The organism is Arthrobacter zhangbolii (assembly GCF_022869865.1).
In the GTDB taxonomy this organism is placed as follows: Bacteria; Actinomycetota; Actinomycetes; order Actinomycetales; family Micrococcaceae; genus Arthrobacter_B; species Arthrobacter_B zhangbolii.
Genome location: NZ_CP094984.1, coordinates 794,188 through 819,729 on the forward strand (window position 1 = coordinate 794,188; position 25,542 = coordinate 819,729).

Sequence of the window (25,542 nt, forward strand, 5' to 3'; positions counted from 1 at the left end):
GCCGTACGGGTGCGGCTGGGTAGTGCTGGATAGTGCGGCCGACGGCGGGACGCGTGTGTCGGTGCGTCCCGCCGTCGGGCTTCCCGGGTTTGGCCGGGACCAGGCCGCGTCACGAATCGAACGGCACGATTCGAACGGTCAGGATTCGAACGCGGTAGGCAGGTACTGCTCCACGTTCTCCGAGGTCACCACCGGGGCGTTGAGCACCACCCGGTTGGGTACTTCGATTTCCACCAGATCGCTCATCGCCTTGTCCTGCACCAGCAGCCGGGCCAGCCGGATGCCGTCTGCGGCCTGGGTGTGCGGATAGATGATGGTGGCCTGCATCACGCCGTCGCCGGACTGGATCTCGCGCATGGCGTTGGCCGAGCCGGCGCCGCCCACCATGATGAACTCGTCGCGTCCGGCGGCGTCGATGGCGGCCAGGACGCCGATGCCCTGATCGTCGTCGTGGTTCCACAGGGCATCGATTTCGGGTGCGGCGGAGAGCAGCTGGGATGCTGCGGCCTCGCCGCCCTGGACGGTGAAGTCCGCGGCCACCCGGTTGCTGACCTCAAGCCCGCAGCCGGCCAGGGCGTCCTCGAAGCCCTGGCTGCGGTCCTGGGTGAGCGGCAGCGAGTCGATGCCGGCAATCTCCGCCACAACGGCGTCGGGGTTATCGCCGACCTGTTCACAGATATAGGTGCCGGCGCTGACGCCCATGCCGTAGTTATCGCCCAGCACGGTGGCGCGGGCCGCAAACGGGCTGGAGAACTCCCGGTCCACGTTGATCACCGGAATCCCGGCCTCCATGGCCCGCGTGGCGACGTCGGTCAGGGCGGCGCCGTCCGTTGGCAGGAGGACAATCGCGTCCACCTGGTCATTGATGAACTGTTCCACCTGGCTGATCTGGAGGTTGGCGTCATTGGTGCCCTCCGCCACGCGCAGGTCAATGTCCGGGTATTTCTCGGCTTCCGCCAGGGCCGCCGAGTTGATGGCGCCCAGCCAGCCGTGGTCTGCCGCGGGGCCGGAGAACCCGATGACGGCGGTTTCGCCCTCAGCCTGGTTACCCTCGGCCGAGTTGTTGGTTGGTTCGCTGTTGCTTTCATCGCCGCTGGTACATCCGGTGAGGACCAGCGCGCCGGCGGCAATACACGCCGCGGTGGCCGCGAACTGCCTCCTGCCCGTCATGCGTCCATGCATGGTGTTCTCCTCTGTCGATAGAGCACTACTGGGGTGACATGCGTCACAGTAACAGAAGTCCGACGATAAAGCGCCAAGATACTACTGGCAATCGACATAAGTGTGTAAGCTCCGTCACATGGCCGCATCCCACGTCTCCTCCGAGCCCGCCGTTGCGCTGCTCGAGGTTCACAATCTCAGCAAGAGTTTCGCCGGAGTCCGCGCGCTCAAAGGAGTGAATCTGCAGGTACTTCCCGGTGAGGTGCACTGCGTGCTCGGCCAGAACGGTGCGGGCAAATCCACCCTGATCAAGGCCCTCTCCGGTGTGCACCAGCCGGATTCCGGCGAGATCCGCTGGAACGGGGAACCGGTGACACTCTCCGGCCCGACGGCGGCGCTGGACCTGGGCATTGCCACCATGTACCAGGAACTGGATGTGGTGGACGGGCTGAGTGTCGCGGAGAATATCTTCCTCGGCCATGAGGACTCCCGGGCCGGCGTGCTGCGGGTCCGGGATGCCCGCCGCCGGGCCCGGGAACTGCTCGCCCGGCTCGGGCACACCGACATCGCCCCGTCGGCCGAAGTGGGCAGCCTGTCCGCGGCCGGCAAGCAGATGGTGAGCATGGCCCGGGCCCTCTCCCGCAACGCCCGGCTGATCATTATGGACGAGCCCAGCGCCATCCTGGATGTGGGGGAGGTGGCCAACCTGTTCCGGGTGATCCGCGAGCTCACCGGCCAGGGCATCGCCATTGTCTACATCTCGCACCGGCTGGAGGAGATCCGGCAGATCGGCGACCGGATCTCGGTGATCAAGGACGGCTCCAGTACCGCCTCCTCGCTGCCGGTGGAGGGCACGTCCCGGGCGGACCTGGTCCGGCTGATGACCGGGCGCGACGTTGCCCACGCCTTTCCGCCGCGGATCCCCGTGCCCGGTGCGGCGCCCGTGGTGCTGGAGGTCCAGGACCTGGGCCTGGCCGGCTCCTTCACCGGGGTGAGCTTCACCGTCCGCGCCGGCGAGGTGTTCGGCCTCGCCGGGCTGGTGGGCTCGGGCCGCTCGGAAATCCTGGAAACCATCTACGGTGCCCGCCGTGCCACTGCGGGAACGGTGCGGGTCAACGGCACCACCCTGCAGCCCGGCTCCGTGCCGGCGGCGATAGGCGCGGGCCTCGGCCTGTCCCCGGAGGAACGCAAAAGCCAGGGCCTGCTGCTGGAGGAACCCATCTACCGCAACGCCACGCTCTCCACCTTCGCCCGGTTCGCCCGGCGTGGGCTGCTGAATGAGCGGCGGGAGAAGGAAGCCACCCGCACCCAGGCGGCCGCAGTGCAGCTGCATCCGGCGGACCCGGACCGGCCCGCCCGCACCCTCTCCGGCGGCAACCAGCAAAAGGTGCTGCTGGCCCGCTGGCTGCTGCACGGCACTAAGGTCCTGCTGCTCGATGAACCCACCCGCGGCGTCGACGTCGGCGCCAAAACCGAGATCTACGCACTGATCCGCAACCTGGCCGCCGACGGCGTGGCCGTGGTGGTGGTCTCCAGCGAACTGGAGGAGGTGCTCGGGCTGGCGGACCGGGTGCTTGTGCTCGACGCCGGCCGGGTGCTCGCCACCGGCAATGCCACTGATCTGGACGAGCACGCCGTGCTTGACCTCGTGCTGAAAGGAAACGCGCAGTGAGTGAGTCCAAAACGGCGGCGGTCCAGCCGCCCCCGGCCGACGGCGCCACCGCCCCGGCCATCCGGCAGAACCCGATGCGTACCTGGCTCGGCGGCTCCGCCGGGCGCAACCTGGGCCTGGCGCTGGCCGTGGTGCTGCTGTGCGTGGTGGGCGCGGCAACCAGCGGGGACCGGTTCCTGAACCTGGAAAACATGCTGACCATCCTTCGCTACGCCTCGATCACCGGGGTGATCTGCATCGGCATGACGTTTGTGATCACCGCCGGCGGCATCGACCTCTCCGTGGGCTCGGTGATGGGCCTGACCACCGTGGTGGCGTCGCTGACCGCAGTGCAGCGCACCGCAGGGGAGACCAGCTGGTTGCTGATGGTGGCGGTGGCGCTCGCCGTCGGAATGTTTGCCGGGCTGATCAACGGGGTGATCATCGCCTACGGCAACGTGGTGGCGTTTATGGCCACCCTGGCCATGCTGGTGGCCGCCCGCGGCGCCGCGGAACTGATCTCCGGACGGCGGACGCAGATTGTCATTGAACCGGACTTCCTGTCCGTGATGCGCTCGAACTTCCTGGGCGTGCCGCTGCTGATCTGGATCTTCGCGCTGGTGGCCGCCGCCGGCTGGTTCCTGCTCAACCGCACCACCTTCGGCCGGCGCACGGTGGCCATCGGCGGCAACCTGGAGGCGGCCCGGCTGGCCGGCATCAAGGTCAAACGGCACATCGTGTGGCTGTACGTACTCTCCGGCACCACCGTGGGTATTGCCGGGGTGATGATGATGGGCCGCACCACCGCCGGCACCTCCACCCATGGCCTGCTGTTCGAGCTGGACGCGATTGCCGCCGTCGTGGTGGGCGGCACGCTGCTGATCGGCGGGCGCGGCACCATTGTGGGCACCGTACTGGGTGTGCTGCTGTTCAGCATCCTCATCAACGTGTTTACACAGAACAACCTGGACACCTCGGTGCAGCAGGTGGCCAAGGGTGCCATCATCGTGGCCGCCGTCCTGCTGCAGCAGCGTTTCGCGGTGCGCGGCACCCGGCGCAAGGGCGCCCTATGAGCCGCCGGGCCGGGAACACGGGGGAGCGCCGGGCGGGAACTGCGGGGAGCTGTTCCCCGGCTGCCGGGTTACGGGCGCTGCCGGGTAACGCCGGTCACTATGCTTCAATTGGCCAGTGGTCGATATAAGGAAAACCGCGTCGGCTCCGGCCGGCGCCAGCGAACTCTTCCAGCTGCTGCGCGACGGGCAGCCCCGCACCCGGACCGAGCTGGCGGACCTGGTGGGAGTGGCCCGTTCCACCGTGGCACTGCGGCTGGATGCGCTGATGGACCTGGGCCTGGTGGCCCCGGTGGAGGACGCCATTTCCACCGGCGGCCGGCCCTCGGCGCAGGTGGCGCTGCAGACCGACACCCGGCTGGTCCTGGGCGTGGACATCGGCGCCTCGCATCTGCACGTGGGACTGACCGATCTCTCCGGCACCGCGCTGGCGGACGCCTTCCGGGACGGACTGCTGGTCAGCGCCGGCCCCCGGACCGTCCTGGATGCCGTGGTGGAACTGGCCACCACCGTGCTGGCGGAGGCCGGCCGGTCCGCCGCTGACCTGCTGGCGGTAGGCGTGGGCCTGCCCGGACCGGTGGAACACAGCACCGGACGCCCCATCAACCCGCCCATCATGCCCGGCTGGCACGGCTTCGACGTGCCCGGCTACCTGCACGGGCACTTCGGCGTGCCGGTGCTGGTGGACAACGATGTGAACGTGATGTCGGTGGGGGAGCGGGAAACTGCCTGGCCCGACGTCGAAAACCTGATTTTCGTGAAGGTGGCTACCGGCATCGGCGCCGGGATCATCTGCAACGGTGAGCTGCTGCGCGGCGCCGACGGCGTGGCCGGGGACATCGGGCACATCCGGGTGGCCAGCGGCGAGGAACTGCTGTGCCGGTGCGGCAACGTCGGCTGCCTGGAGGCACTGGCCTCCGGACCCGCGGTGGCCCTGAAGCTGCAGGCCGCCGGACACAGCGCCGAGGACAGCCGCGACGTCGTGGAGCTGGTGAACCGGGGCGACCAGGACGCCGTGCGCGCGGTCCGCCAGGCCGGCCGGGACGTGGGCGAGGTGCTCTCGGCCTGCCTGAGCATGATGAACCCCGCCGTCATTGTGATCGGCGGGTCCATGGCCCTGACCGGCGAGCACTTTATTGCCGGGGTCCGGGAAGCGGTGTACTCACGCAGCATGCCGCTGGCCACCCAGCACCTGCAGATAGTCCAATCCGCGTCCGGGCCGGACGCCGGCATGCTCGGAGCGAGCATGCTGGCCATCCACCACGCCCTCTCACCGGAGAGCGTGGACGGCATGCTGGCCGCCCGGGTGGGGTAGGGCGCGCCCGCGCGGGGCCCTATAGTTCCCCTCATGACAAAACCCTCGAATTACGAGATCCACGCCTGGCGCCGGCTCCAGCGGGTCCGGTCCCGTCCGGTCTCGCGGGTGATGAAACAGGCCAGCGGGCAGGTGGCCGACGGCGCGGAAGGGCTGGGTAGGCGCGCCGCCAAATACCTCGGGGACCGCCCCGGTGCCAAGGCGGCCGTCTCCCGCGGACAGGAACTCTTCGGCCGGGGTGCCGAGGCCCTGCGCGCCGGAGCACGCAAAACCGCCGGGTCCGTGCCCGAGGCCGTGGCCGACTGGGGCGGAAGCGCCGTCGACTCCGTGAACCGGGTGCTGGCTCGTGCCGGGCGGGCGGAACTGAACCCGCGCTGGGTGCTCGAGGCCCACCGCAAACGCGGCCACGAGGTGTCCTCCCTGGCGGATCTGCGCCGGCTGGACCTGGCGCAGATCGACGCCGTGCGCGGACGGGGAGTGAACCTGTACTACCCGATTGCCGCCGCAGTGTCGGGGATGGGCGCCGGACTGGTGATGTCCGGCGGGGCACTGTTCGCCGCCGCCACCGGTACCGCTGCGGTACCTGCCGGGGGAAATGTTCCCGGCGCCGAAGGCGACGCGGCAGTGCTCCTGAAACTGGCGCAGCGGTCGGCGGGACATGTGGGGCTGTTCTACGGCTATGACCCCGACGAGCCCGCCGAAAAGCTGTTCATCCTGGCGGTGGTGAACGCCGGCACGGCCCTCTCCGCCAGCGCGAAAACCGCTGCGGTGGCTGACGTGTCCCGGCTGACCCAGGCACTGGTCCGCCGGACGGCGTGGGCGGACCTGCAGGCACCGGTGGTTGACCGGGTCTCCGCGGAGTTCACGAAGGCCTTCGCGATGCGGATCAGCAGGCAGTCCCGGGGCAAGGTGGTGCCGGCGGCCGGCATCCTGGTGGGCGGCGGCTTCAACTGGGCCACGCTGGAATCCGTGGTGGACGCGGCCGACGCCGCTTACCGCCGCCGCTTCCTGCTGGAGAAGTACCCGCAGTTCGGTGCGGAGGATGCCCCCGGCGTGGTGATTGACCCGGAGGCGGACGAGGACGCCGACGAAGCCATCAGCGTGCTCGCCGAGCTTGCCCGGGTGGGCGGGCCGGAGCTCACCTAGCCGGCTTATCCGCTGGCCCGGACCACCAGTTCCGGGGCCAGCCGCAGGCTCTCCGCGGACCCGCCGCCCATCAGTGACTGCAGCGCCAGCAGTCCGCGCCGGCCCATTTCATGCATGGGGGAGCGGATGGTGGTCAGGTTGATCCCGCCGGCCAGCGGGGTGTCATTGAACCCGCCCACGGCCACGTCCCCGGGAACGCTGAGCCCGCGCTCGCGGAAGACGCCCATGGCGCCGATGGCGGCAAAGTCATTCACGGCAAACACGGCCTCGGGCACCCGGCCGGAGCCAAGGATCCGCCGGGCGGCGTCCTGGCCGGCGGCGGCGTCAAAACCGTTGTGGATGATCCACTCTTCCGGAACCTCCATGCCGGCCTCGGACAGCACGTCCAGGAAACCGCCGGTGCGCCCCTGCGAGGTGGAGGTATTCGCGGAACCGGCCACCAGGGCAAAGGACCGGCGGCCCGAGGCCAGGAAATGTTCGGCCATCAGCCGTCCGCCGGCGTAATCGTCGCAGGTCACGCTGACATGCCCGGCGGAGGACCGGCTGACCAGCACCAGCGGCACCCCGCGGCCGGCCAGCTCCTGAAGATACGGCTCATGCAGATGGGCGTCGCCGAAAATCAGCCCGTCGGAACGCCGCCCCAGCAGCATCTCGGCCTTGGCCCGCTGCTTGCCGGGATCATCCAGCGAGTTGGCCACCACGGCGAACAGCCCGTTTTCGGCGGCGGCCTCGTCAACGCCCTCGTAAATGGTGGCCAGGACAAAGTCCTGCAGCCGGGGAACAATTACGCCCACAATGTCCGAGCGGGAGGTCCGCAGCGAGGCCGCATGCGGATTACGGCTGTAGCCGCGCTCCCGGGCAAGGCTGAAAATCCGCTCCGTGGTGGCCGGCGCAGCCCACTTGGACTCGGTTCCGGCCGGATCATTCAGGACGCGGGAAACGGTGGAGACGTTCAGGCCGAGCTCCTTGGCCAGCAGCTTCAGCGTGACCTGTCCTGAGGATGGCATGTTTCCGTTTCGTTTCGTATGTCGGGGAAATGTAACGAGTGTGTGAATGTGTTGCGCTTCACATGATCTGCCCCATAGTATCTCTTCCACCGGTTACACAAACGTTTGCGGCAATCGTATGCGGCAATCGTTCGGCCGGCCAGAGGCAATCAACGAACGGAACTGGGCAGTGGCTTCAATTGTGGTTTTGGGTACAGGCGGCACCATCGCCTCCCGCGGACAGGGTCCGGAGGGAGCCGTGGCTGCCGACGGCGCGGCGTCACTCGCCGCGTCCCTTTCCGGCCGGCACACGGTGACCACCCGGGACATCCTCACCACGGGCAGCTACCGGCTGGACCTGGGCAACCTGCGGACCATCGCCGAAGCGGCCTCCGCCGCCGTGGCGCAGGAGGACGTGGACGGCGTCGTAGTCACCCACGGCACCGACACCATGGAGGAAACCGCGTTCCTGCTGGACCTGGTGCATGCCGGCTCCAAACCCGTGGTCTTTACCGGCGCCCAGCAGCCGGCCGACAGTGCTAACCCGGACGGCCCGCAGAACCTCGCCGAAGCCGTGGAGGCCGCTGCCGAGAAGCAGCTGCACGGCACCGGAGTGCTGATCAGCTTCGCCGGAACCGTCCGCACCGCCCGCGGCGCCCGCAAGGCACACACCACTGCCGCCAGCCCCTTTGCCGGCGGCACGGAGGTGGCGCACCTGGCCGGGAACGACGTCGTCGTCGCCGCCCGCCCGGACCGCTGCCCGCCGCTGCCCCTGCCCGGCGCCGCCTTTGATGCCGCCCGGGTGGAGATCATTACCGCCTACCCCGGGGCCACTCCGAACCTGCTGCGCCACGCGGCAGCCGACGGCGCGCAGGCCGTGGTGCTGGCCGGGACCGGCATCGGCAACGCGGGGCCCGGCTTCGCCGAAGCCGTGGCGGACCTGAACCGGGCCGGCGTCCACGTGATCCTGGCCAGCCGCACCCCGTGGGGCCCGGTGATCCCGACCTACGGCAACGGCGGCGGCAAGGACCTGGTCCGCGCCGGAGCCGTCACGGCCCGCACCCTGAACCCGTTCCAGTCCCGCATCCTGGCCGCGCTGCTGCTGGCCCTGGATCCGTCGCCGGAGACGTTCCCCGAACGCTTCTCCGCCTACGCCTAGACCACCCCGTCCCTACTTCCACCCCCACACCGCACGAACCCAGGAGGAACACCATGAGCAAGAAAATCCAAGTTTCAGTCGGTATCGACGTCGACGCCGTGGGCGGCTGGCTCGGCTCCTACGGCGGTGAGGATTCGCCCGGCGATATTTCCCGCGGCATCTTCGCCGGCGAGGTGGGCGTGCCCCGCCTGCTCAAGCTGGCCACCGACCGGCAGATGCCGGTGACCTGGTTCTGGCCCGGCCACTCCATTGAAACCTTCCCGGAGCAGTTCGAAGCCACCGTCGCCGCCGGCCACGAGGTGGGCGTGCACGGCTACAGCCACGAAAACCCGATCGCCATGACCCGCGAGCAGGAAACCGAGGTGCTGGACCACTGCATCGAGCTGTTCACCACCCGCACCGGCAAAAAGCCGGTGGGCTACGTGGCCCCCTGGTGGGAATTCTCCAACGTCACCAACGAGATCCTGCTCGAGCGCGGCTTCCTCTACGACCACTCGCTCATGCACAACGACTTCACCCCGTACTACGTCCGCGTGGGCGATTCCTGGACCAAGATCAACTACGACGCCGCGTCCGCGAAGGAATGGATGAAGCCGCTGGTCCGCGGCGAGGAGACCGACCTGATCGAAATCCCGGCCAACTGGTACCTGGATGACCTGCCTCCCATGATGTTCATCAAGGGCAGCGCCAACAGCCACGGCTTCGTCTCCCCGCGGGACATCGAGCAGATGTGGAAGGACCAGTTCGACTGGGTCTACCGCGAAATGGACTACGCCGTCTTCCCGATCACCATCCACCCGGACGTCTCCGGCCGGCCGCAGAACCTGCTGATGCTCGAGCGGCTCTTCGACCACATTGCCGGCCACGACGGCGTGGAGTTCGTGAACATGGAAACCATTGCCCGGGACTTCGCCGCCCGCAACCCCCGCACCACTTAACCCCCACTCAAGATCCCTCTGGTACAGGATAGGACCCCCCACAATGAGCGCTGCACCCCATAAACGCCCGCCCACCGGAACCGGCCGCCGAGCCGGCGACGTCGCCCCCTGGGACGTGGAGATCACCCCCAAGGTGGTCCGCAAGGTTTCGCTGGTCTGCTTCATCGCCTGGGTAGTGTCGGTCTACGACTTCACCCTCTTCGGCACGCTGCTGCCGGTCATCGCCGAGGACTTCGGCTGGACCGCGGCGGAATCCACTGCAGTGAACACCATTGCGCACGTGGGCATCTTTATTGTGGCGCTCGTGGTGGGCACCATCATTGACCGGCTCGGCCGCAAGAACGCGCTGATTGTGCTGATGCTCGGCGGCGCCGCCGCGGCAGGCTTCACCGGCCTGGCCGCCGGCGCCGTCAGCCTGATCATCATCCGCTCCTTCTCCGGATTCTCCATGTCCGAGGAAGTGGTCAACGCCGTCTACCTCAACGAGATCTACAAGAAGGTCAAGAACCGCGGCCTGATGTACTCGATCGTCCAGGGCGGCTGGCCGGTGGGCGCGCTGCTCTCCGCCGGACTCTCCGCAGCCCTGCTGCCGGTTATCGGCTGGCGCTGGAGCTTTGTGGTGGCCGCCGTTATGGCGCTGCTGGTGGCTGTGATGGCCTCCCGGCTGCCCGAATCCCCCACCTTCGCGGCCATCAAGGAAGTCCGCCGCCGCCAGGACGCCGGGGACGTTGAAGGGGCACGGGCGCTGGCCGCCGAGCACGATCTGGAAGAGGGCAGCCAGCACAAGACCGGCTTCAAGGACGTCTTCACCCCCGAGCTGCGCCGCCACACCACCCTGCTCTCCCTGGCCTGGCTGTTCAACTGGGCCGCCATCCAGGTCTTCTCCGTGCTGGGCACCACCGTGCTGGTGGAAGCCAAGGACGTCTCCTTCGAAAACGCCCTGCTGATCCTGGTCCTGGCCAACGCCGTGGGCTTTGCCGGCTACGTGTTCCACGGCTGGCTCGGTGACCGCATCGGCCGGCAGAAGACCGTTATCCTCGGCTGGTTCGGCGGCGGCGCCGCCAGCCTGATCATGCTGCTGGGACCCAGCAGCGAGGTCTTCATCATCATCATGTACGCCCTGACCCTGTTCTTCCTCACCGGCCCCTACGCCGCCCTGCTCTACTACATGGGCGAGTCCTACCCCGCCCACGTCCGCGGCATGGGCACCAACGTGGCCCACGTGATGGCGCCGCTGGGCGGCATCGCCGGCTCCGGCCTGCTCAGCCTCTTCCTCTTTATGGGACTGGGCATGCAGACCGCAGCCATCATTACCGGCACCGGCGGCCTGGTCATCTCCGCACTGTGCATGATCGGCACCCGCAAGGTGGACCAGGCCACCGGCAAAGCCACCGAAAAGAAGGTAACCGCATGAACCGCGATGACGGATTCGAAGGCAAAACAGCAGTAATCTCCGGCGGTGCCTCCGGCATCGGCCAGGCCCTGGCCGTGGCCTACGCCCGGGCCGGCGCCAACACCGTGGTGGGCTACCTGGAAAACGATCCGCACGACGTCGGCGAAACGGTGGCGCTGGTGGAGGCGGCAGGAGCCAAGTGCGTTCCGGTGCCGGTGGATGTGCGCAGCTACGCGGACACCGAAGCCCTGGCGCAGGCCGCGCTGGATACCTTCGGCCGGCTGGACATTGCCGTGGCCGCCGCCGGGATCCTGCGCCGCGCCTCGCTGGCGGACATGACCGACGAGGCGTGGGAGGACATGATGGCGGTGGACCTGTCCGGCGTGATGCGCACCTTCCGCTCCTGCGCCGCCCGGATGGAGCACGGCGGTGCCATGGTGGCCACCTCCTCGATTGCCGGCGGGGTGTACGGCTGGGAGGACCACAGCCACTACGCCGCGGCGAAGGCCGGCCTGCTGGGCATGTGCCGTTCCCTCGCCGTCGAACTGGCGCCCCGGAAAATCCGCGTCAACGCCGTCATCCCCGGGCTGATCGAAAGCCCGCAGTCCCTGGACGGCGTCAACTCGCTGGGCAAGGACGGTCTGGAGGCGGCCGGCAGCATCATTCCGTGGGGCCGGGTAGGCAACGTGGATGAAGCCGCCCGCGTGATCCGCTTCCTCACCGGCGATGACTCCGCCTATGTCACCGGCCAGCAGCTGATTGTCGACGGCGGACTCACCGTCCGCTGGCCCAGCTAGGCCGCACGCCAGTCCTTCCCCCCGGGAGGCCCCCTCAACCCTCCGGCCGTGGAGTTTCCCCCGGCTCCACGGCCGGAGCCTCAACTTTTGCAAAGGATGTATCCATGAGCTCACTTCGCGGCAAGACCGCCGTTATCACCGGAGCCGGCAGCGGCATCGGTGCCGCCATTGCCCGGCTCTTCGCCGCCGAAGGCGCGGACCTGGCACTGCTGGACCTGGATGAGGCCGGGGCCGGCGCCGTCGCCGCCGAGTGCACCGCCCTGGGCGTGAAAGCCACTGCCCGGCGCGTGGATGTGACGGACAGCGAGGACATGCGTGCCGCCATGGACGCCGCCGCCGGGGAGCTGGGCGGACTGGACATCCTGGTCAGCAGTGCCGGCATCCTGGACGAAACCCCGTTCCTGGAACTGAGCCCGGAAACCTTCGACCGCACCCTGGACGTGGACCTGCGCGGCGTGTTCCTTGCCGCCCGGTGGGCCGCACCGCACATGGTGGAACGCGGCGGCGGGCGGATCATCAACATCTCCTCGCAGCTGGGCATCAAGGGCGGCACCGGGCTGGCGCACTACGTCTCCGCGAAGGCCGGCGTCATCGGCCTGACCAAGGCGCTGGCCCTGGAACTGGCACCGCACTCGATCCTGGTCAACGCCATTGCGCCGGGACCGATCTTCACGCCGCTGATCGACGGGCTCTCCGAGGACTGGAAAACCGCCAAGCAGGCCGAACTGCCGGTGGGCCGGTTCGGCACGGCGGAGGAAGTGGCACCCACCGCGCTGCTGCTGGCCTCCTCGCCCGGCGGCAACCTGTACACCGGGCAGACACTGGGCCCGAACAGCGGCGACGTGATGCCGTAGGTCCCGAAACCCCACCAGCAGGTCCAGCAACAGGAAGGCAGAGCATGTGCGGAGCATGTCCCGGCGGGACGGTAATCCCACGGCTGTCGGCGTATGCCGCGCTGGCCGGAATCCGCTCCTCCGTGGCCGGGGTGCTGCAGGAGATTGCCGGCCGGCGGCTGACCGTGCGGGCCTTCGGCGATGCCTGGACTGTCCGCGACCGGCTCGGGAAGCAGCAGGTGCTGCCCGGGCTGGAAGAGGTTGCCGCGGCGGTGGCGGCGGGGCTGTTGGACTGGGACGCGGTTGCCCGGCTCACCGGCCAGGAGGTCACCGGCCGGGTGCCGGACCTGTCCTGCCCGGCGCTGCCCGTGCTGCAGGAGATTGCCGCTGCCCCGCTGTCCCCGGATGCTCCCCGGCCCGAACTCACCGCCGGGGAGTTTGCGGCGGGGCTGCTGGTGCATGCGGCCAATCGTGCCGGCTCAGGTACCGGCGCTGTAGCCCGGGACTGAGCCAAGGACGGGGCCGGCAGCAGGGGAGTGGCTGGAACCGGGTGCTGGGTCAGGGCCAGGGCCCGGGTCAGGCTCCGTGGAGGTATCCGGCGTCGGCGTTGTCCCCGTCGTCGTCCCCGGCGTGGCTGAGTGCGGCCGGTCCCGGCGGCCCGGAGCTTCGCCCGGGCTGAGATAACGGATGTCCCGGCGGCCGTCGGTCAGTATCCGCAGGTCCTCGTCGAGGTTCCGGCGCAGCTCCATCAGCTCAAACTGGTACTGCTGCGGCTCCGATGCGGTGATGCGCAGATAGCGGTTGCAGGCTGCGGACATACGCATCAGGACCTCTCCCGCGGTGGAACCGGGCTGAAGCCGGGCGAGGGTTTCCATCAGGTTTTCCCGGATATCGTGCACCGAGCTGCGGAACCTCGGTTCCAGGGCCGCAATTTGCGCGGAACGGGGAGCCATCGGGGCAAGCATCCGTTTCAGGTGCAGATACGTGACCAGTTCATTGAGCGCCCGGGCTTCCTCCCTGCGGGCCAGGCCGCGTTTCGTCAGCCATCCGGCGGCGAATCCCAGCACCACGCCCGTCACCGGCATCACGACAATCCAGATCCAATCCATCCCAGCCTCCTGTCGATGCATGGAGAGGCTACGGCTGCGCGCCGGTATCAACCAGAGGGGACGGCCGGTACCGGGCCCGCTACCCGGTTTCAGCTCAAAACTACTGGCGAGCCCTGGTCAACTGGTCCTCCACAGGTGCGGTAGCGTGTGCCTCGATGCATTCGCATCGACTTTCGCTTTTCTGTCCATGGGGGACCTATGCCTGCTTTGCCCGGCGTCCGCATCGCTTCGATGACGGAACACATCTCTTCTTCTCGCCGCACCAGGCCGTTGGCCTTCGGTGCTGTGGCGCTGAGCGCCGTCGTCGTTCTCACCGGCTGCGGAGGGGGTGAGATGGAGCAGGCTGCTGCGACGCCCTCGCCCACCAAAACGGCGTCGTCCCCCTCGCCGTCTCCTACGCCCACCGTCACGCAGATTGCCAACAAGGCCTGCAACTCCGCGGGCTCCACGCAGACGGTGAAGCAGGCTACAGCCAGCCCCACGCCGACGCCGTCGACGACCTCGGCAAAGGCCTCGCCGTCCTCCTCCCCGAGCACCACGGCGGCCTCACCCTCACCGACCACCACCGTCCAGAGCACCGTCTACGTGTGCACCGAGAACGACAACGGCAAGCTGATCTGGATGGAGAAGGACGAGTCGGAGAAACTGCTCGCAGACCGGAAGGAGACCGAGGAGCGGAAAGCCGCCGAGGACAAAAAGAAGAACTCTGAGCAGGCTCCGCCGCCGGTTGATCCCGGTCCGGCTCCGGCTCCGCCTGCCCCGGCACCTGCACCGCCCGCACCGGCACCGGCTCCTCCTGCCCCGGCACCAGCACCTCCTGCCCCGGCACCTGCACCGCCCGCACCCGCCCCTGCACCTCCCGCTCCGGCTCCCGCTCCAGCACCCTCGGTAGTTCACCCGGGCTCTTTTTGTAGCACCGGCGGGGCAGTCGGGGTTACGTCCAAGGGGACTCCGATGGTTTGCGCCATTGCAAAGGATGGACGTCTCCGCTGGCGTTCCGCTTAAAAATGCGCTGAGACGATCCGGTTTGGCTCAGCACTAGATGTTGCCCTCGGACCCGCCTAGCGTTGTTTCGAGGGCAACATCTGCCGGAGCAAAAACGGGCCACAGCGTCCGGGCATGTTGCCGCATCAGAAGCCGGACCGGGGCCCTGCCACGGCAGGCTCCGGCAGATCCCCGCTGAGGCGCCATGTCCCACCACGCAGAACCCGTCCCATCTCCTTCTGATTCTCCGCGGCCGGGACAGTGGCCGGGACAGCGGCCGTACGGAGAGCCGGCGTCGGGCAGCCGGATGCCGGAGCCGCGGGGGCCGCGGCGAAGTCCCAGATCAGCCTGGCTTGTGCTGGGCCTGGCCGCAGTGCTGCTTTGTGTGTTGGCGCTGCGCGGAACGGTGGGGATTGCCGCGTGGATGCTGGCCATGGGGCTGCTGCTGCTGGTCACCGCGCTGTACTCGCTGGGATTTCGCCGCCGCAGTTGGGCGGCGCTGGACACCGTGCAGCAGAAACGCCTGGCCCTGACCGGCAGCGGTCTGGTGCTGGTGCTGGGCATGGCTGCCGGCGCGGTGGCGGCACCGCAGCTTCGCCCCGCCCAGCCCACAGCGGAGGACGTTCCGCAGGAAGAGTGGCCGAAGTCCGAACCGTTGCCCCCGCCGCTTCCCCTGCCGGCGGAGCCTCCTGCGGTGGCACCGGATCCGGACCTGGCGGAGACCAACGTTTTGAGCGGGATGCCGCACTCCGGTACGTCGCTTGCCGGTGCTGCCTGTGCCACGCCGGGGGATGCCCGCGGCCAGGACGATGCGGACTACCGGTGCACGCAGGACGACGCCGGGCGCCTGGTGTGGATGGAGCGGGCCGCCGCCGAACGGCTGGCAGCGCAGCGGGCGGAACGCGCCGCCCGGGACGCAGCACAGCAGCCACCCGCGGCACCCCGGCCGGCGAATCCACCACAGCAACCCCCGGCCGCGCCGGCCCCGGCACAGAAACCTCCGCAAACCCCGTCCGAGCCGCCGGAACCGCCGTCGGCTGAGCCTTCGGAGCCTGCACCGTCCCCGTCGGCTCCGCCCACCATTCCTGCGCCGGAACCGGAACTGCCCACGCCGTCGCCGCCGCCGGTGCCGCCGGAGCCTTCGCCCACGGCCCCGGGGACTCCCCGGATTCCGTCACCGCAGCCGCCTGCGCCGGTGCCGGGCCCGCCGTCGTCGCCGCGGATCGCCGAACCGGCAATCCCGCCCGTTCCCGCGCTGGCACAATCTGTCAGCTAGGCCCGGGTCCAGCGGCGGCCGCCCTGATCTATACGGTTGTTGGCGTGAACGCTCCCCGATAGGGGCTGCCCGGGTGGCGCGACGGCAGCCGGGCACCGTCTTCGAACAGCTTTTCCCGCAGGGTTCCGGGCCGGTATTCGGTCTGCGCCAGCCCGCGGCGCTGCAGCTCGGGCAGCACCCCCTCGATGAAGTCGGTGTAGGAGCCGGGCAGGATCTGGTTGATGATGTTGATGCCGTCCACGCCCGCGTCCTGCCAGGTTTCGAGCTGGTCCGCGATCTGCTCCGGGGTGCCGGCAATCTGCTGGTTGTAGGCACGGTAGCGGGCAATATCGGCGATGGTCGGATTCCCGCCGGGCACCGAGGCGAACAATGCCTCCAGCACTCCGCGGGCACCCTCGGTGCGCAGGTCCCCAAGCGTGGTGTCCAGCGGCAACCCGCCCAGATCCACACCGATGCCCCCGCCCACATGCGCCACAATTGCGTCCAGGTCCAGGTATTCGTCAAACTCGGCCTGCTTGGCTTTCACTTCGGCTTCAGTGGAGCCGACGACAAAGGACAGCCCGGCAAAGAACTTGATGTCCTCGTTCCGCCGGCCCAGCGCCCGGGCCTGTGTACGCACCGAGTCGGTGGTTTTTTTCGCGTACGCCGTGTTGGGGGCAAACACGAATACGGCCTCGGCGTTGGCGGCTGCGAACTGCTGGCCGCGCCCGGAACTGCCGGCCTGGAACAGCACCGGGGTGCGCTGCGGCGACGGCGCCACCAGGTGCGGGCCCTCCACGGAATAGCGCGGTCCGCGGTGGTGGATCTTGTGCACCCCGGCCGGGTCGGCATGCAGGCTGGCGGCTTTGTCCTGACGCAGCGCCCCCTCATCCCAGGAGCCCTCCCACAGCTTGTAGCAGACCTCCAGATATTCATCGGCCCAGTCATAGCGGCTGTCGTGCTCGGCGAGGCCGTCCCCGCCGAAGTTCCGGTGCGAGTTCTCCAGCACGCTGGTGACAATGTTCCAGGCCACCCGCCCCTTGCTCAGGTGGTCCAGGGTGGAGAGCTGGCGGGCGAACTGGAACGGTTGGGCCTGCACCACGGAACTGGTCAGCGCCAGGCCCAGGTGTTCGGTGCGGGCGGCCAGCGCGGACTGCAGCACCAGCGGATCATTGGCCGGCACCTGGAAACCCCGCTCCACGTGCGAGGCCCAGCCACCGTTGTGGTCCCCGTAGAGCCCGACGACGTCGGCCAGGAAGAGGGCGTCGAACTTCGCCTCCTCGAGCCGGCCGGCCAGATCGGTCCACAGGTCCAGCTCGTTGAACCGGTGCTGCTGGGCGTCGGGGTGGCGCCACAGTCCGCCCAGGATGTGGCTGGTGGTGTTCATGGCGAAGGCGCTGAGCAGCAGGCGCGGGCGCGGGGTGAAAGTAGCCATTAGTTGGTTGCTCCAGACGTGGAAGGGGTAGGGGAATCGGAGGCAGGCGCCGCCTCTCCGATGCTGTGCAGGCCCTCGGGGAGGGTCCCGTTGATCAGGTAGTCACCCACGGCGCGGGCCTTGAAGATGCGCGGGTTGTGCGTGGCGACCGTGCGGGCATTGCGCCAGTGCCGGTCCAGCGCCTTGTCCCGGCCGACGGCGGAGGCGCCGGTGACCTCGAAAAGCCCGCCCGCGACGTCGAGCACGAGCGGCGGCACCACTACGTGTGCCTGCTGGACGGCCAGTTCGGCGCGCAGGAACGCGTCCTCGGGGGACAGGCCCAGATCCGGATCCGACGCCGCGTCCAGGTCCCGGGCGGCGGCGGCCACCACCGCTTCGGCCGCGTAGGTCTTGGCCGCCAGGGTGCCCACATGCTCCTGGATCTGCGGGTCATCGCGGAACAGTGCACCGGACCCGGTATTAAAGGTGCGGGTGCGCCCCTGCACCAAGGTGGTGGCGTCCCGGACCGCGGCCCGTCCGATGCCGGCCAGGACGGCCAGCAGGCAAAGCTGGAAAAACGCCGGCTCCAGGGTGCTGGTGATCCTGCGCGTCAGGATGTCCTCCGCCTCCACCGGAACGTCCGTGAACACGGCGGAACCGGTGCCGGTCAGCGGCTGGCCAAAGCCGTCCCAGTCATCCAGGATCCGCACTTGCGGTGCGGACGCCGGGACCACCGCGTACTGCCGGCCGGCCACCCCGGCGGTGCTGGCCATCACCACCACCCAGTCCGCGAAGATGCTGCCGGTGGTGTAGTACTTCTCCCCGCTGAGCAACCACTGCCCGTGCTGCTGCCGCAGTTTGGTGGTGGTGGTACCCAGTGCGTTGCCCCGCTCGGAGGCGGCGTTGCCGAAGATCTGCCCGGCCAGGATCCGCGGGAACCAGCGGTCCCTGAACGGCTCGGGTTGCAGGGCCACGGTTTCGCCGAAGGAAAAGTGCGAGCGGAGCAGATGGGCAACGTTGGGGTCCGCTTCGGCCAGTTCCACCAGCAGCCGGAAGAGGTGCTCGTGGCTGACCGGGTCCCCGCCGTGGGCGGCCGGGACACGGAGGGCGGTGACCCCGGCGTCCTTGAGCCAGCCCACCTGTTCGAAGGGCAGGGTCCGGGTCTGTTCCCGGTCCAGGGCGCCCTCCGCGATCCGGTCGAACACCGGCCGGAACCGGGCGGCAAGGGCCGCATAGCGGGCTTCACCGGCGGCGGGAAGTGCGGACGTGGCGCCGGCTGCGCCGGCGGGTGCGGTATCAGGGAATGCAGTCATAGGGAGGCTCCTTGGGTAGGGGTCATCGGTGCGAAGGGGGTGGGGTGGAAGGGAGCTTGCGCTGAGTGTCAGCGGGCCGGGACCGGAGCGGGGAACGGCTGGCTGCCGGACAGCAGGGGAGCGGCATACCCGGAGCCGGCGAGCCGGCGCAGCCGGTGACCTGGATTGGCCGCCAGCAGGCGCCGGGTATAGGGATGGGCCGGCGCGCTGAACACATCCGCGGTGGGACCGGTTTCCACCAGCTGCCCGTTCTGCATCACGCCCACGTCATCGGAAATCCGCTCCACCACGTGCAGATCATGGGAGATAAAGAGGTAGGACAGTCCCAGTTCCGCCTGCAGGGACTGCAGCAGGTCCAGCACCTGTGCCTGGGTCAGCACGTCCAGGGCGGAGAGTGCTTCGTCCAGCACCAGCGTTTTCGCGCCCAGGGCCAGTGCCCGGGCGATGGCCACCCGCTGACGCTGCCCGCCGGACAGCTCCAGCGGACGGGCGCGGGCCGTGTGGGCAGGCAGGTTCACCTGGTCCAGCAGTTCGGCAACCCGCGCCCGGCGCTCCGTGCGGGAGCCGACACCGTAGTTCAGCAGGGGTTCGCCGATAATTTCGCCCACGCGCAGCCGCGGGTCCAGCGCGGTATCCGGATTCTGGTAGACCAGCTGCAGACTGCGCCAGAGTTCACGCCTGGCCCGGCCGTCCGCACGGGTCACGTCCCTGCCGGCCACCCGGACGGTGCCGGACGTGGGGTCCAGCAGCCGCATGGCCAGCCGCGCGGTGGTGGTTTTCCCCGACCCAGACTCGCCCACCAGCGCGAAGGTGGTGCCCTGCCGGAGGACCAGGGAGACATCATTGACGGCTCGGTGTTCCCCGTTGCGGGCGAAGACCTTCACCAGGTTCCGCAGTTCCAGTGCCGGCACGGGCGGAGCAGGGGTGAACGGTGCAACGGCCGACGCTGGAACGGGCACGGGCGACGGGTGCACCACGGCGCGGGTCCGCTGCCCGGCCCCGGCTTCGGCCAGCAGCTTCACGGTATAGGCATCCTCGGGTGCGGTCAGGATGGCGTCCACGCTCCGGTCCTCCCGGATGCGCCCGCCCTGCATCACCACAATGCGGGAGGCACGGTCCGTGGCCACGGCCAGGTCATGGGTGACAAACAGGACCGCGGTGCCGTGCCGGGCGGCGAGCCGCTCGAAGACCTCCAGCACACGGCTCTGCACCGTGACGTCCAGGGCGGAAGTGGGCTCGTCGGCAATCAGCAGATCAGGTTTCAGCGCAAATGCCATGGCGATCAGCACCCGCTGTTTCAATCCGCCGGAGAGCTCGTGCGGGTACTGCCGGAGGCGCTCGCGGGGACGGTCAATCCCCACCTGCTCCAGCAGTTCGGCCACCCGGTCCTCCAGCTCCCGGCGGCCGGGCGGGCCGCCGAGCCTGCGGCCGCCCTCCGGGTGTAGCCGGAAAACCTCCACCACCTGCGAACCGATGGTCTGCACCGGGTCCAGCGAGGCGCCGGGGTCCTGGGGCACCAGGGCAATCCGCCTGCCGCGCAGCGCCCGGAAAGCACGGTCCGGCAGGCCGGTGAGCTCCCGGCCGTCGAAGGTGATGGAACCGGCGGAGACCTGTCCGGCGGCGGGCAGCAGCCCGATCAGGGCCTTGGCCAGGGTGGACTTGCCGGAGCCGGATTCGCCCACCAGCGCCACCACTTCGCCGCGCCGGATGCTCAGGTCCACGTCCGCTACCGCCGGGGCAGTGACGGAATCCCGGCCATAGGCCACGGTGAGGCCGCGGACGTTGAGCAGGGGGGCGCCGTCGTCGTTCCTGGTGTTGTTAAGGTCTGGGGAGGAAGTCATGGTTCTGCACCGCTTTCGCTAGTACCGGAGGAGGGTGAGCAGCCGCCGGCCGAGGGCGGCCAGCAGGAGAACGGTGAGCACAATGACCAGGCCGGGCAGCGACGTCATCCACCAGGCGGTGCCCAGATACTGGCGGCCTTCGGCGATCATCAGCCCCCATTCCGGTGCCGGGGGCGGGGCGCCGAAGCCCAGGAAGCCCAGCGAGGAGATCACCAGGATGGCCGCCCCGAGATCCACCGCCACCAGCGCCAGCACCGGACCGGCGGCGTTGGGCAGTAGGTGCCGGCGCAGCACGCTCCAGTAGGTGCCGCCGTTCAGGAAAGCCGCTTCCACAAATTCCAGGTTCCGTACCCGCAGCACCTCGGCACGCACCACGCGGGCGAAGGAGGCAATGGAGGCAATGCCGACGCCGATGCCCAGGGACACCGGGCCGGGTGAGGACGCGGTGACAATGATCAGGGCGATCAGGAAACCCGGCACGGCCAGCAGGACGTCCACCAGGCGCATGGCCACGGCGTCGGCCGCGCGTCCGGCCGTTGCTGCGAACAGGCCCACTGCGGTGCCGGCCAGCAGGCCGATGGACACTGCCAGCCCCGCGGTCAGGAAGGTCTGGGCGGTGCCATGCACCACCCGGGCGAAGACGTCGCGGCCAAGGTGGTCCGTGCCGAACCAGTGTCCGGCGCCGGGCGGCAGGAACTTTTCCTGCGGTACACCGCTGATCGGATCCTGGCCGGTGAACAGCCCCGGGGCCACGGCCCACGCGGCGATCAGCAGCAGCGGAAGGACAGCGAGCAGCAGTGCGGGCCGGACGCCCGGTTTGCCCGGAAGGCGGGACGGCGCGGGCGCGGCGGTCGATGCGGCTGCGGCGGGCGCGTGGACGGGAGGAAGAAGTGTGGTCATCGGTTCGCCTTATCGGTTTCAGGCAGCGAGGGCACGGGCAGAGCCCTGCTGTGCGTCGGTGAGGATGCGCGGATCCAGCAGCGGGTGGATCAGGTCCACCGCCAGGTTGACTGCCACAAAAACCGCGGCGGTCAGCAGGACGAGCCCCTGGACCAGCGGCACGTCCTGGGCGGTTACGGCCTGCAGCACCACGGACCCCAGCCCGGTGCGGGAGAACACGGTTTCGGTGATCACGGACCCGGCGAAGAGGGTGCCCACCGTGATGCCCAGGATGGCCAGCGCGGGACCGGCGGCGTTTTTGAGCACGTGCCGGAAAAAGATCCGGGCCGGGGAAGCGCCCTTGGCCCGCAGCACGTCGATGAACGGCAGCCGGTAGACCTGGTCCGCGCTTTTCAGCAGCACCTGTGCCAGCGGCGCGGAGACGTGGACGGCCAGCACAAACACCGGCACGGCCAGGGACAGGAATGAGCCGTCCGGGAAAATGGACAGTACGCCCAGCCGGATGGAGAGCAGTTCCAGCAGGACCAGGCCCAGCCAGAACACCGGCACCGCCGAGAACAGCGGCGGCAGGTTCGCCAGGATCCGGCGCACCCGCCCGGACGGTGCCAGCACCGCGGCGGACACCACTGCCAGGGCAATAACGACGGCGGCCGCCAGGGCCGATCCGGCCAGCGCCAGCGTGGAGCCCAGCGCCCCGCCGATCCGCTGCATCACCGGTTCCCCGGAGGTCAGCGAGTACCCGGCGTCGCCCTGCAGCAGGGCGCCGAGCTGGTGGAGGTACTGCACCGCCAGCGGCTGGTCATACCCGTACTGGGCCTTCATGGTGTCGATGGCGGCCTGGTCCACGGCCGAATCCGCGGTGAGGAAAATGGTGACCGGGTCGCTGGGCAGCAGCTGCACGGCAAGGAAAATCAGGGTGTACGCCAGCCACACCACCAGGATGGCCTGGCCGGTGCGCAGCAACAGATAACGGGTCACGGCTTAGCTCCCCGCCGTCCAGGCGCCCTGGAAGATGGGCGCTGTTCCGGACGTGAAGTCAATGTGCGTGTCCGGGCCTGCGCCGTAGACCTGCACCTCGTCCCACAGCACCAGGGAGTAGGCCTGCTCCAGGACCAGGGCGCGCTGCTCCTCGGCCAGGATCCGGTCCCGGTCCGGTCCGGGGCCGGCTGCGCGCTCGGCGGCGAAGAGCTCATTCAGTGCCGGGTCCGAGGTGTGGGTCATGGTGTTGTTATCCGGTTCAAAAATGGGCCCGAGTCCGCCGTAAATGAACTGCCGGGTGCCGAAGAGTTCGACGGCGGGGTCCGGCATGGCGGTGGCCAGGAACGTGTTGTCCGCCGCCCGGTTCTTCAGCTGCACGCCGATCTGCCGCCACTGCTGTTCGATCAGCTCGAAGGCCGGTTTGATCACCACGGAGTTGTTGGAGCTGGTGACGGTCAGGGCCAGTTTCTCGCCGTCCTTCTCGCGGATGCCGTCAGCGCCCACCGTCCACCCGGCGTCGTCCAGCAGGTCCTTGGCCTGCTCCGGGTCATAGGCCAGCTCGGCGCTGAGGTCCACGAATCCCGGTGCCCCGTGGTTCAGCACGGAGGCGGCGATGGTGTAACTGTCCGAAAGCACGGTGTCCTTGATGGACTGCCGGTCGATGCCCAGCTGCAGTGCGCGGCGGACCTGCGGATCTGCGAGCCGTCCGCTGCCGGTCCGGACAGCGGCCATGTTTGACGTCAGGTCGGTTCCCGCCGGCGCCAGGACCTGGCTCCCGCTGGCGGCCAGTGCGGCTTCGTCTGCCGGCTGCAGTCCGCGGACCAGGTCCACCTGACCGGATTGCACGGCACCGGCCCGGTGCGCCACCTCGGGCAGGTACTTGATGACCACCCGGTCCAGATATGCGGCGCCCTGGTTGTCCGAGGTCTCGGGTGCCCACGCGTAGTCCCCGCGCTTGGCCAGCACCACCTCCTCGTCGGGTTTCTCGGATTCGAAGACAAACGGGCCGGAACCGGAAATGCGGGACAGGGCGGACTGCCCAGCGGCGTCAAGGCCCAGGGTGGCCGGGGAGACCAAGCCGGCGGTGACGGAGGAGGTGGCCCGCAGGAAGTTGGAATTCGGAGCGGCCAGGGTGACCTTTACCTGGTCCGGGGCCGTCACTTCACTGGAGGTATAGCCGGCGAAGTCGACGTTCGGCTGGATCTGGGCAGCGGGAATACCGAATCCGAAACTGTCCAGATTCGCTTTGACCGCGGCGGCATCCAGCGGCGTGCCGTCGCTGAAGGTGACACCGGGGCGGACGGTGAAGATGAACTCGGTGTGCTCGGCGTTGGCTGAGAATTCGGAGGCGAGCCACGGCACCAGATCACCTGACTCCGGATCGAAATAGGTCAGCCGGTCCAGCACGCTGTTCAGCACGTTGGCTTTTTCGTAAAACCGGGCGGACTGGGTTTGCCAGTTGTTGATCGGCGTGACCTCGGCGTAGATCAGGGTGCCGCCCTCCACCGGGGTTCCGGCGGCCACCCGGGTTCCGGGGCCCTGGTCCGACGCCGCCTGCTGGCAGCCGGTCAGGGCCAGGGCTGCCGCCGCGAAAGCGGCGGCGATCTTCAGGGCGGTGCGCCGCCGCAGCAGCGCCCCGGTAACGGGGGTGGCCCCTGGTCCGGGGTGAGGGTCTGTCTGGTTCAGGTAAAGCATGGGGCGGTCCTCTCAGTCATCACCGAGGCACACCGCATCCAGGCACGTTGGAGGCCATCACCGCATGGCAAAGCAGCGGTCATGGACCAACGGTGAATGAGGTTTCTCCATCGGTCCTGGCATTAGCACCGTCCCCCGAAGGGTGGTTGCTGCGACGTCAACGAGCCAGGTCTCTCAGCCGCTCTGGATGGTAAGTCGTCCAAAACAGGTTGTGCGGACAGGACCCATACAAACCCGCCCGGACCCGGTCCGCAAGGCCGGTGACGAAATATTTCCCTTGATGACAAAGACAGTTTTTGATGGGCCCTTACCGCGCGCGCGAAGGACCTGGCGGAGGATTGTTTTGTTCCTTTTTGCCGGGCCCGGCCGGGCTTGACAATGCGGTGCCGGCTGGGAGTACGGTTCTGCACATCCCGTTTCCGCCGGACCCCGGATATCTCAGCTGCCTCGCTGGAACTAGGGGTTTATGAATAGCGGGAAATATATCCCCGGCGGCTGTTTGTAAACCATTGTGACCGCCTGCTGAAGTTATTCTCTCCGACCGTTTCGTCCCTGCCGACAGCAAGGCGAAAGCCGGTACCGGCCGGTTACCGTTCACCGGCTTCAGGGGTGGGGAATCCGCCGCCGTCATGCGGACCCGCCGGGCCGGACACGAAGGCTGCGCAAAAATCAACCACATTTTTAAAACCCTTTTATAAACGTCAGGATTGGTGCTAAATGGGTATATCCACCGCCCCGGAAATATGCTGGAAGATTCCAGGCCATCGCGTGTATTCCGTCCATGAAACGGCAGCCTTGGTACAGCTGGAATGGCCCGCTGAATTGGATGAAAAGGACCTGCTGGAAGGAGGGCACGTTGCTGTTTCCGCTGCCGCCGCAACGGGGGTGCATACCAGCTATTTTGCGGTGCTGTCCGTAGACCGCGGGAGCCGCACCATGACCCTCTACGTGAAGCGGAGCGCACGCGGGTTGGTCAGTGCAGCGCTGCTGGACCCGGCAGGCGGTGCGGTGCTGTCCATCTCCCGGCCGGGCCCGGGCATCCTGCTGCCCGGCTCCGTCCACCGCCCCCTGTTCGTTGCCGCCGGTTCCGGTCTGGCCTCCGGTCTGGGCCTATTGGGGAGGCTGCTGCGGGACCCGGCACGGCAGTATGAACGCGCCGCCCTGTTTTTTGTAGGCCGCAGCGATGAATGCGACACGGTCCGCGACGTTCTTGCAGCCGGCGGGCTGGCAACCTCCGTTGAGTTGCGGCTGTGGGATACCGGCAGCCAGGGCCGGCGCGTCACCGCTCAGGATCTGCTGGGCGTCCTGGCTACCCAGCACCCGGACTGGATTTACGTCTGCGGACCCGCGTCCTTTGCCGGGATGGTCCGGGAAGCTGCTGCCGCAACCGCCGGACCGGCTGCGGCGGTGGTGGCCGAGTGCTACGACCCGCCTCTGGAACCGGCCCGGCCGGAGTGAGGCAGGAACCGGAGAATCCAGCCGGCGCGCACGGCGTCCGGTGATCCGCCGCACCCCGAATCGGGCAGGCTTCGCCGGGGGCGGTACATGTACTGTTTATCCTGCGGCTCAGAAGCGGAAGTGCTTGCCGGGGGATGGGGGATCCT

22 protein-coding genes and 1 riboswitch are annotated in these 25,542 nt (G+C 68.6%); of the genes, 12 read left to right on the forward strand and 10 right to left on the reverse strand.

Going from position 1 to position 25,542, the window contains the following annotated elements; translation table 11 throughout:
- Positions 1 to 138: 138 nt before the first annotated feature.
- Positions 139 to 1,182 (reverse strand): substrate-binding domain-containing protein, encoded by a 1,044-nt coding sequence (locus tag MUK71_RS03725; protein WP_423723784.1) that lies wholly within the window; start codon positions 1,180 to 1,182, stop codon positions 139 to 141.
- 118 nt (positions 1,183 to 1,300) lie between these two features.
- Between MUK71_RS03725 and MUK71_RS03730 the strand changes: the two genes are divergently transcribed.
- The 4 genes from MUK71_RS03730 to MUK71_RS03745 all read left to right on the forward strand — a co-directional run bounded on the left by MUK71_RS03730 (position 1,301) and on the right by MUK71_RS03745 (position 6,343).
- Complete coding sequence (locus MUK71_RS03730; RefSeq protein WP_227929093.1) at positions 1,301 to 2,833, forward strand: sugar ABC transporter ATP-binding protein; 1,533 nt, start codon at positions 1,301 to 1,303, stop codon at positions 2,831 to 2,833.
- Complete coding sequence (locus tag MUK71_RS03735) at positions 2,830 to 3,885, forward strand: ABC transporter permease (RefSeq protein WP_423724621.1); 1,056 nt, start codon at positions 2,830 to 2,832, stop codon at positions 3,883 to 3,885. The genes MUK71_RS03730 and MUK71_RS03735 overlap by 4 nt, the downstream gene beginning before the upstream one ends.
- Before the next feature lie 115 nt (positions 3,886 to 4,000).
- Complete coding sequence (locus MUK71_RS03740) at positions 4,001 to 5,197, forward strand: ROK family transcriptional regulator (RefSeq protein ID WP_227905366.1); 1,197 nt, start codon at positions 4,001 to 4,003, stop codon at positions 5,195 to 5,197.
- A gap of 33 nt (positions 5,198 to 5,230) precedes the next feature.
- Entirely contained in the window at positions 5,231 to 6,343 is a 1,113-nt protein-coding gene (locus MUK71_RS03745; RefSeq protein WP_227929092.1) for an EcsC family protein, read from the forward strand.
- A 5-nt stretch (positions 6,344 to 6,348) separates the two neighbouring features.
- Here MUK71_RS03745 and MUK71_RS03750 read toward each other — a convergent pair whose 3' ends face one another.
- On the reverse strand, positions 6,349 to 7,350 hold the full coding sequence (locus MUK71_RS03750) for a LacI family DNA-binding transcriptional regulator (protein WP_227929091.1): 1,002 nt from the start codon (positions 7,348 to 7,350) through the stop codon (positions 6,349 to 6,351).
- Between the two features lie 169 nt (positions 7,351 to 7,519).
- Here MUK71_RS03750 and MUK71_RS03755 point away from each other — a divergent pair, with 169 nt between their 5' ends.
- The 6 genes from MUK71_RS03755 to MUK71_RS03780 all read left to right on the forward strand — a co-directional run bounded on the left by MUK71_RS03755 (position 7,520) and on the right by MUK71_RS03780 (position 12,958).
- Entirely contained in the window at positions 7,520 to 8,488 is a 969-nt protein-coding gene (locus tag MUK71_RS03755; protein ID WP_227929090.1) for an asparaginase, read from the forward strand.
- 53 nt (positions 8,489 to 8,541) lie between these two features.
- Positions 8,542 to 9,426: a polysaccharide deacetylase family protein gene (locus MUK71_RS03760; RefSeq protein ID WP_227905360.1), complete on the forward strand. Its 885-nt coding sequence runs from the start codon at positions 8,542 to 8,544 to the stop codon at positions 9,424 to 9,426.
- Positions 9,427 to 9,469: 43 nt separating this feature from the next.
- The gene (locus MUK71_RS03765; protein WP_227929089.1) at positions 9,470 to 10,840 is read left to right on the forward strand and encodes an MFS transporter; all 1,371 of its coding nucleotides are present in this window, start codon (positions 9,470 to 9,472) and stop codon (positions 10,838 to 10,840) included.
- The gene (locus tag MUK71_RS03770; RefSeq protein ID WP_227905358.1) at positions 10,837 to 11,616 is read left to right on the forward strand and encodes an SDR family NAD(P)-dependent oxidoreductase; all 780 of its coding nucleotides are present in this window, start codon (positions 10,837 to 10,839) and stop codon (positions 11,614 to 11,616) included. The genes MUK71_RS03765 and MUK71_RS03770 overlap by 4 nt, the downstream gene beginning before the upstream one ends.
- Before the next feature lie 104 nt (positions 11,617 to 11,720).
- On the forward strand, positions 11,721 to 12,470 hold the full coding sequence (locus MUK71_RS03775) for an SDR family NAD(P)-dependent oxidoreductase (protein WP_227929088.1): 750 nt from the start codon (positions 11,721 to 11,723) through the stop codon (positions 12,468 to 12,470).
- Between the two features lie 44 nt (positions 12,471 to 12,514).
- Positions 12,515 to 12,958 (forward strand): hypothetical protein, encoded by a 444-nt coding sequence (locus MUK71_RS03780; RefSeq protein WP_227929087.1) that lies wholly within the window; start codon positions 12,515 to 12,517, stop codon positions 12,956 to 12,958.
- Here the strand turns inward: MUK71_RS03780 and MUK71_RS03785 are convergent.
- Together MUK71_RS03785 and MUK71_RS03790 are read right to left on the reverse strand one after the other, a co-directional pair.
- Complete coding sequence (locus MUK71_RS03785; protein WP_227929086.1) at positions 12,929 to 13,558, reverse strand: DUF6650 family protein; 630 nt, start codon at positions 13,556 to 13,558, stop codon at positions 12,929 to 12,931. The genes MUK71_RS03780 and MUK71_RS03785 overlap by 30 nt on opposite strands.
- Positions 13,559 to 13,647: 89 nt before the next feature.
- Positions 13,648 to 14,136, reverse strand: a complete 489-nt coding sequence (locus MUK71_RS03790) for a hypothetical protein (RefSeq protein ID WP_244802820.1) — start codon at positions 14,134 to 14,136, stop codon at positions 13,648 to 13,650.
- A gap of 761 nt (positions 14,137 to 14,897) precedes the next feature.
- Here MUK71_RS03790 and MUK71_RS03795 point away from each other — a divergent pair.
- Positions 14,898 to 15,818, forward strand: a complete 921-nt coding sequence (locus MUK71_RS03795; protein WP_227929241.1) for a hypothetical protein — start codon at positions 14,898 to 14,900, stop codon at positions 15,816 to 15,818.
- A gap of 28 nt (positions 15,819 to 15,846) precedes the next feature.
- On the opposite strand, the gene MUK71_RS03800 is transcribed toward MUK71_RS03795, so the two are convergent.
- From MUK71_RS03800 to MUK71_RS03825, 6 genes are all read right to left on the reverse strand, one after another.
- On the reverse strand, positions 15,847 to 17,232 hold the full coding sequence (locus MUK71_RS03800) for an LLM class flavin-dependent oxidoreductase (RefSeq protein WP_227929084.1): 1,386 nt from the start codon (positions 17,230 to 17,232) through the stop codon (positions 15,847 to 15,849).
- A complete protein-coding gene (locus MUK71_RS03805) occupies positions 17,232 to 18,524 on the reverse strand; it encodes an acyl-CoA dehydrogenase family protein (protein ID WP_227929083.1) in 1,293 nt (430 codons plus the stop codon). Before MUK71_RS03805 ends, MUK71_RS03800 begins: the two co-directional genes overlap by 1 nt.
- A gap of 68 nt (positions 18,525 to 18,592) precedes the next feature.
- Positions 18,593 to 20,365, reverse strand: coding sequence for a dipeptide ABC transporter ATP-binding protein (locus MUK71_RS03810; protein WP_227929082.1), 1,773 nt, complete (start codon positions 20,363 to 20,365; stop codon positions 18,593 to 18,595).
- Positions 20,366 to 20,383: 18 nt separating this feature from the next.
- Entirely contained in the window at positions 20,384 to 21,265 is an 882-nt protein-coding gene (locus MUK71_RS03815; protein ID WP_227929081.1) for an ABC transporter permease, read from the reverse strand.
- An 18-nt stretch (positions 21,266 to 21,283) separates the two neighbouring features.
- The gene (locus MUK71_RS03820) at positions 21,284 to 22,243 is read right to left on the reverse strand and encodes an ABC transporter permease (protein WP_227929080.1); all 960 of its coding nucleotides are present in this window, start codon (positions 22,241 to 22,243) and stop codon (positions 21,284 to 21,286) included.
- A 3-nt stretch (positions 22,244 to 22,246) separates the two neighbouring features.
- Positions 22,247 to 23,938, reverse strand: a complete 1,692-nt coding sequence (locus MUK71_RS03825; protein ID WP_227929079.1) for an ABC transporter substrate-binding protein — start codon at positions 23,936 to 23,938, stop codon at positions 22,247 to 22,249.
- A 104-nt stretch (positions 23,939 to 24,042) separates the two neighbouring features.
- Positions 24,043 to 24,132, reverse strand: a riboswitch (SAM riboswitch).
- A gap of 574 nt (positions 24,133 to 24,706) precedes the next feature.
- On the opposite strand from MUK71_RS03825, the gene MUK71_RS03830 reads away from it, so the two are divergent.
- Positions 24,707 to 25,396 carry a ferredoxin reductase domain-containing protein gene (locus MUK71_RS03830; RefSeq protein WP_227929078.1) on the forward strand — a complete coding sequence of 230 codons (690 nt, stop codon included), beginning with the start codon at positions 24,707 to 24,709 and terminating at the stop codon, positions 25,394 to 25,396.
- Positions 25,397 to 25,542 lie beyond the last annotated feature (146 nt).

Coding starts and splice junctions, on each gene's coding strand:
- MUK71_RS03725 (WP_423723784.1), bottom strand. CDS start 1,182: ATGCATGGACGCATGACGGGCAGGAGGCAGTTCGCGGCCACCGCGGCG.
- MUK71_RS03730 (WP_227929093.1), top strand. CDS start 1,301: ATGGCCGCATCCCACGTCTCCTCCGAGCCCGCCGTTGCGCTGCTCGAG.
- MUK71_RS03745 (WP_227929092.1), top strand. CDS start 5,231: ATGACAAAACCCTCGAATTACGAGATCCACGCCTGGCGCCGGCTCCAG.
- MUK71_RS03750 (WP_227929091.1), bottom strand. CDS start 7,350: ATGCCATCCTCAGGACAGGTCACGCTGAAGCTGCTGGCCAAGGAGCTC.
- MUK71_RS03760 (WP_227905360.1), top strand. CDS start 8,542: ATGAGCAAGAAAATCCAAGTTTCAGTCGGTATCGACGTCGACGCCGTG.
- MUK71_RS03765 (WP_227929089.1), top strand. CDS start 9,470: ATGAGCGCTGCACCCCATAAACGCCCGCCCACCGGAACCGGCCGCCGA.
- MUK71_RS03770 (WP_227905358.1), top strand. CDS start 10,837: ATGAACCGCGATGACGGATTCGAAGGCAAAACAGCAGTAATCTCCGGC.
- MUK71_RS03775 (WP_227929088.1), top strand. CDS start 11,721: ATGAGCTCACTTCGCGGCAAGACCGCCGTTATCACCGGAGCCGGCAGC.
- MUK71_RS03780 (WP_227929087.1), top strand. CDS start 12,515: ATGTGCGGAGCATGTCCCGGCGGGACGGTAATCCCACGGCTGTCGGCG.
- MUK71_RS03785 (WP_227929086.1), bottom strand. CDS start 13,558: ATGGATTGGATCTGGATTGTCGTGATGCCGGTGACGGGCGTGGTGCTG.
- MUK71_RS03800 (WP_227929084.1), bottom strand. CDS start 17,232: ATGGCTACTTTCACCCCGCGCCCGCGCCTGCTGCTCAGCGCCTTCGCC.
- MUK71_RS03805 (WP_227929083.1), bottom strand. CDS start 18,524: ATGACTGCATTCCCTGATACCGCACCCGCCGGCGCAGCCGGCGCCACG.
- MUK71_RS03810 (WP_227929082.1), bottom strand. CDS start 20,365: ATGACTTCCTCCCCAGACCTTAACAACACCAGGAACGACGACGGCGCC.
- MUK71_RS03815 (WP_227929081.1), bottom strand. CDS start 21,265: ATGACCACACTTCTTCCTCCCGTCCACGCGCCCGCCGCAGCCGCATCG.
- MUK71_RS03825 (WP_227929079.1), bottom strand. CDS start 23,938: ATGCTTTACCTGAACCAGACAGACCCTCACCCCGGACCAGGGGCCACC.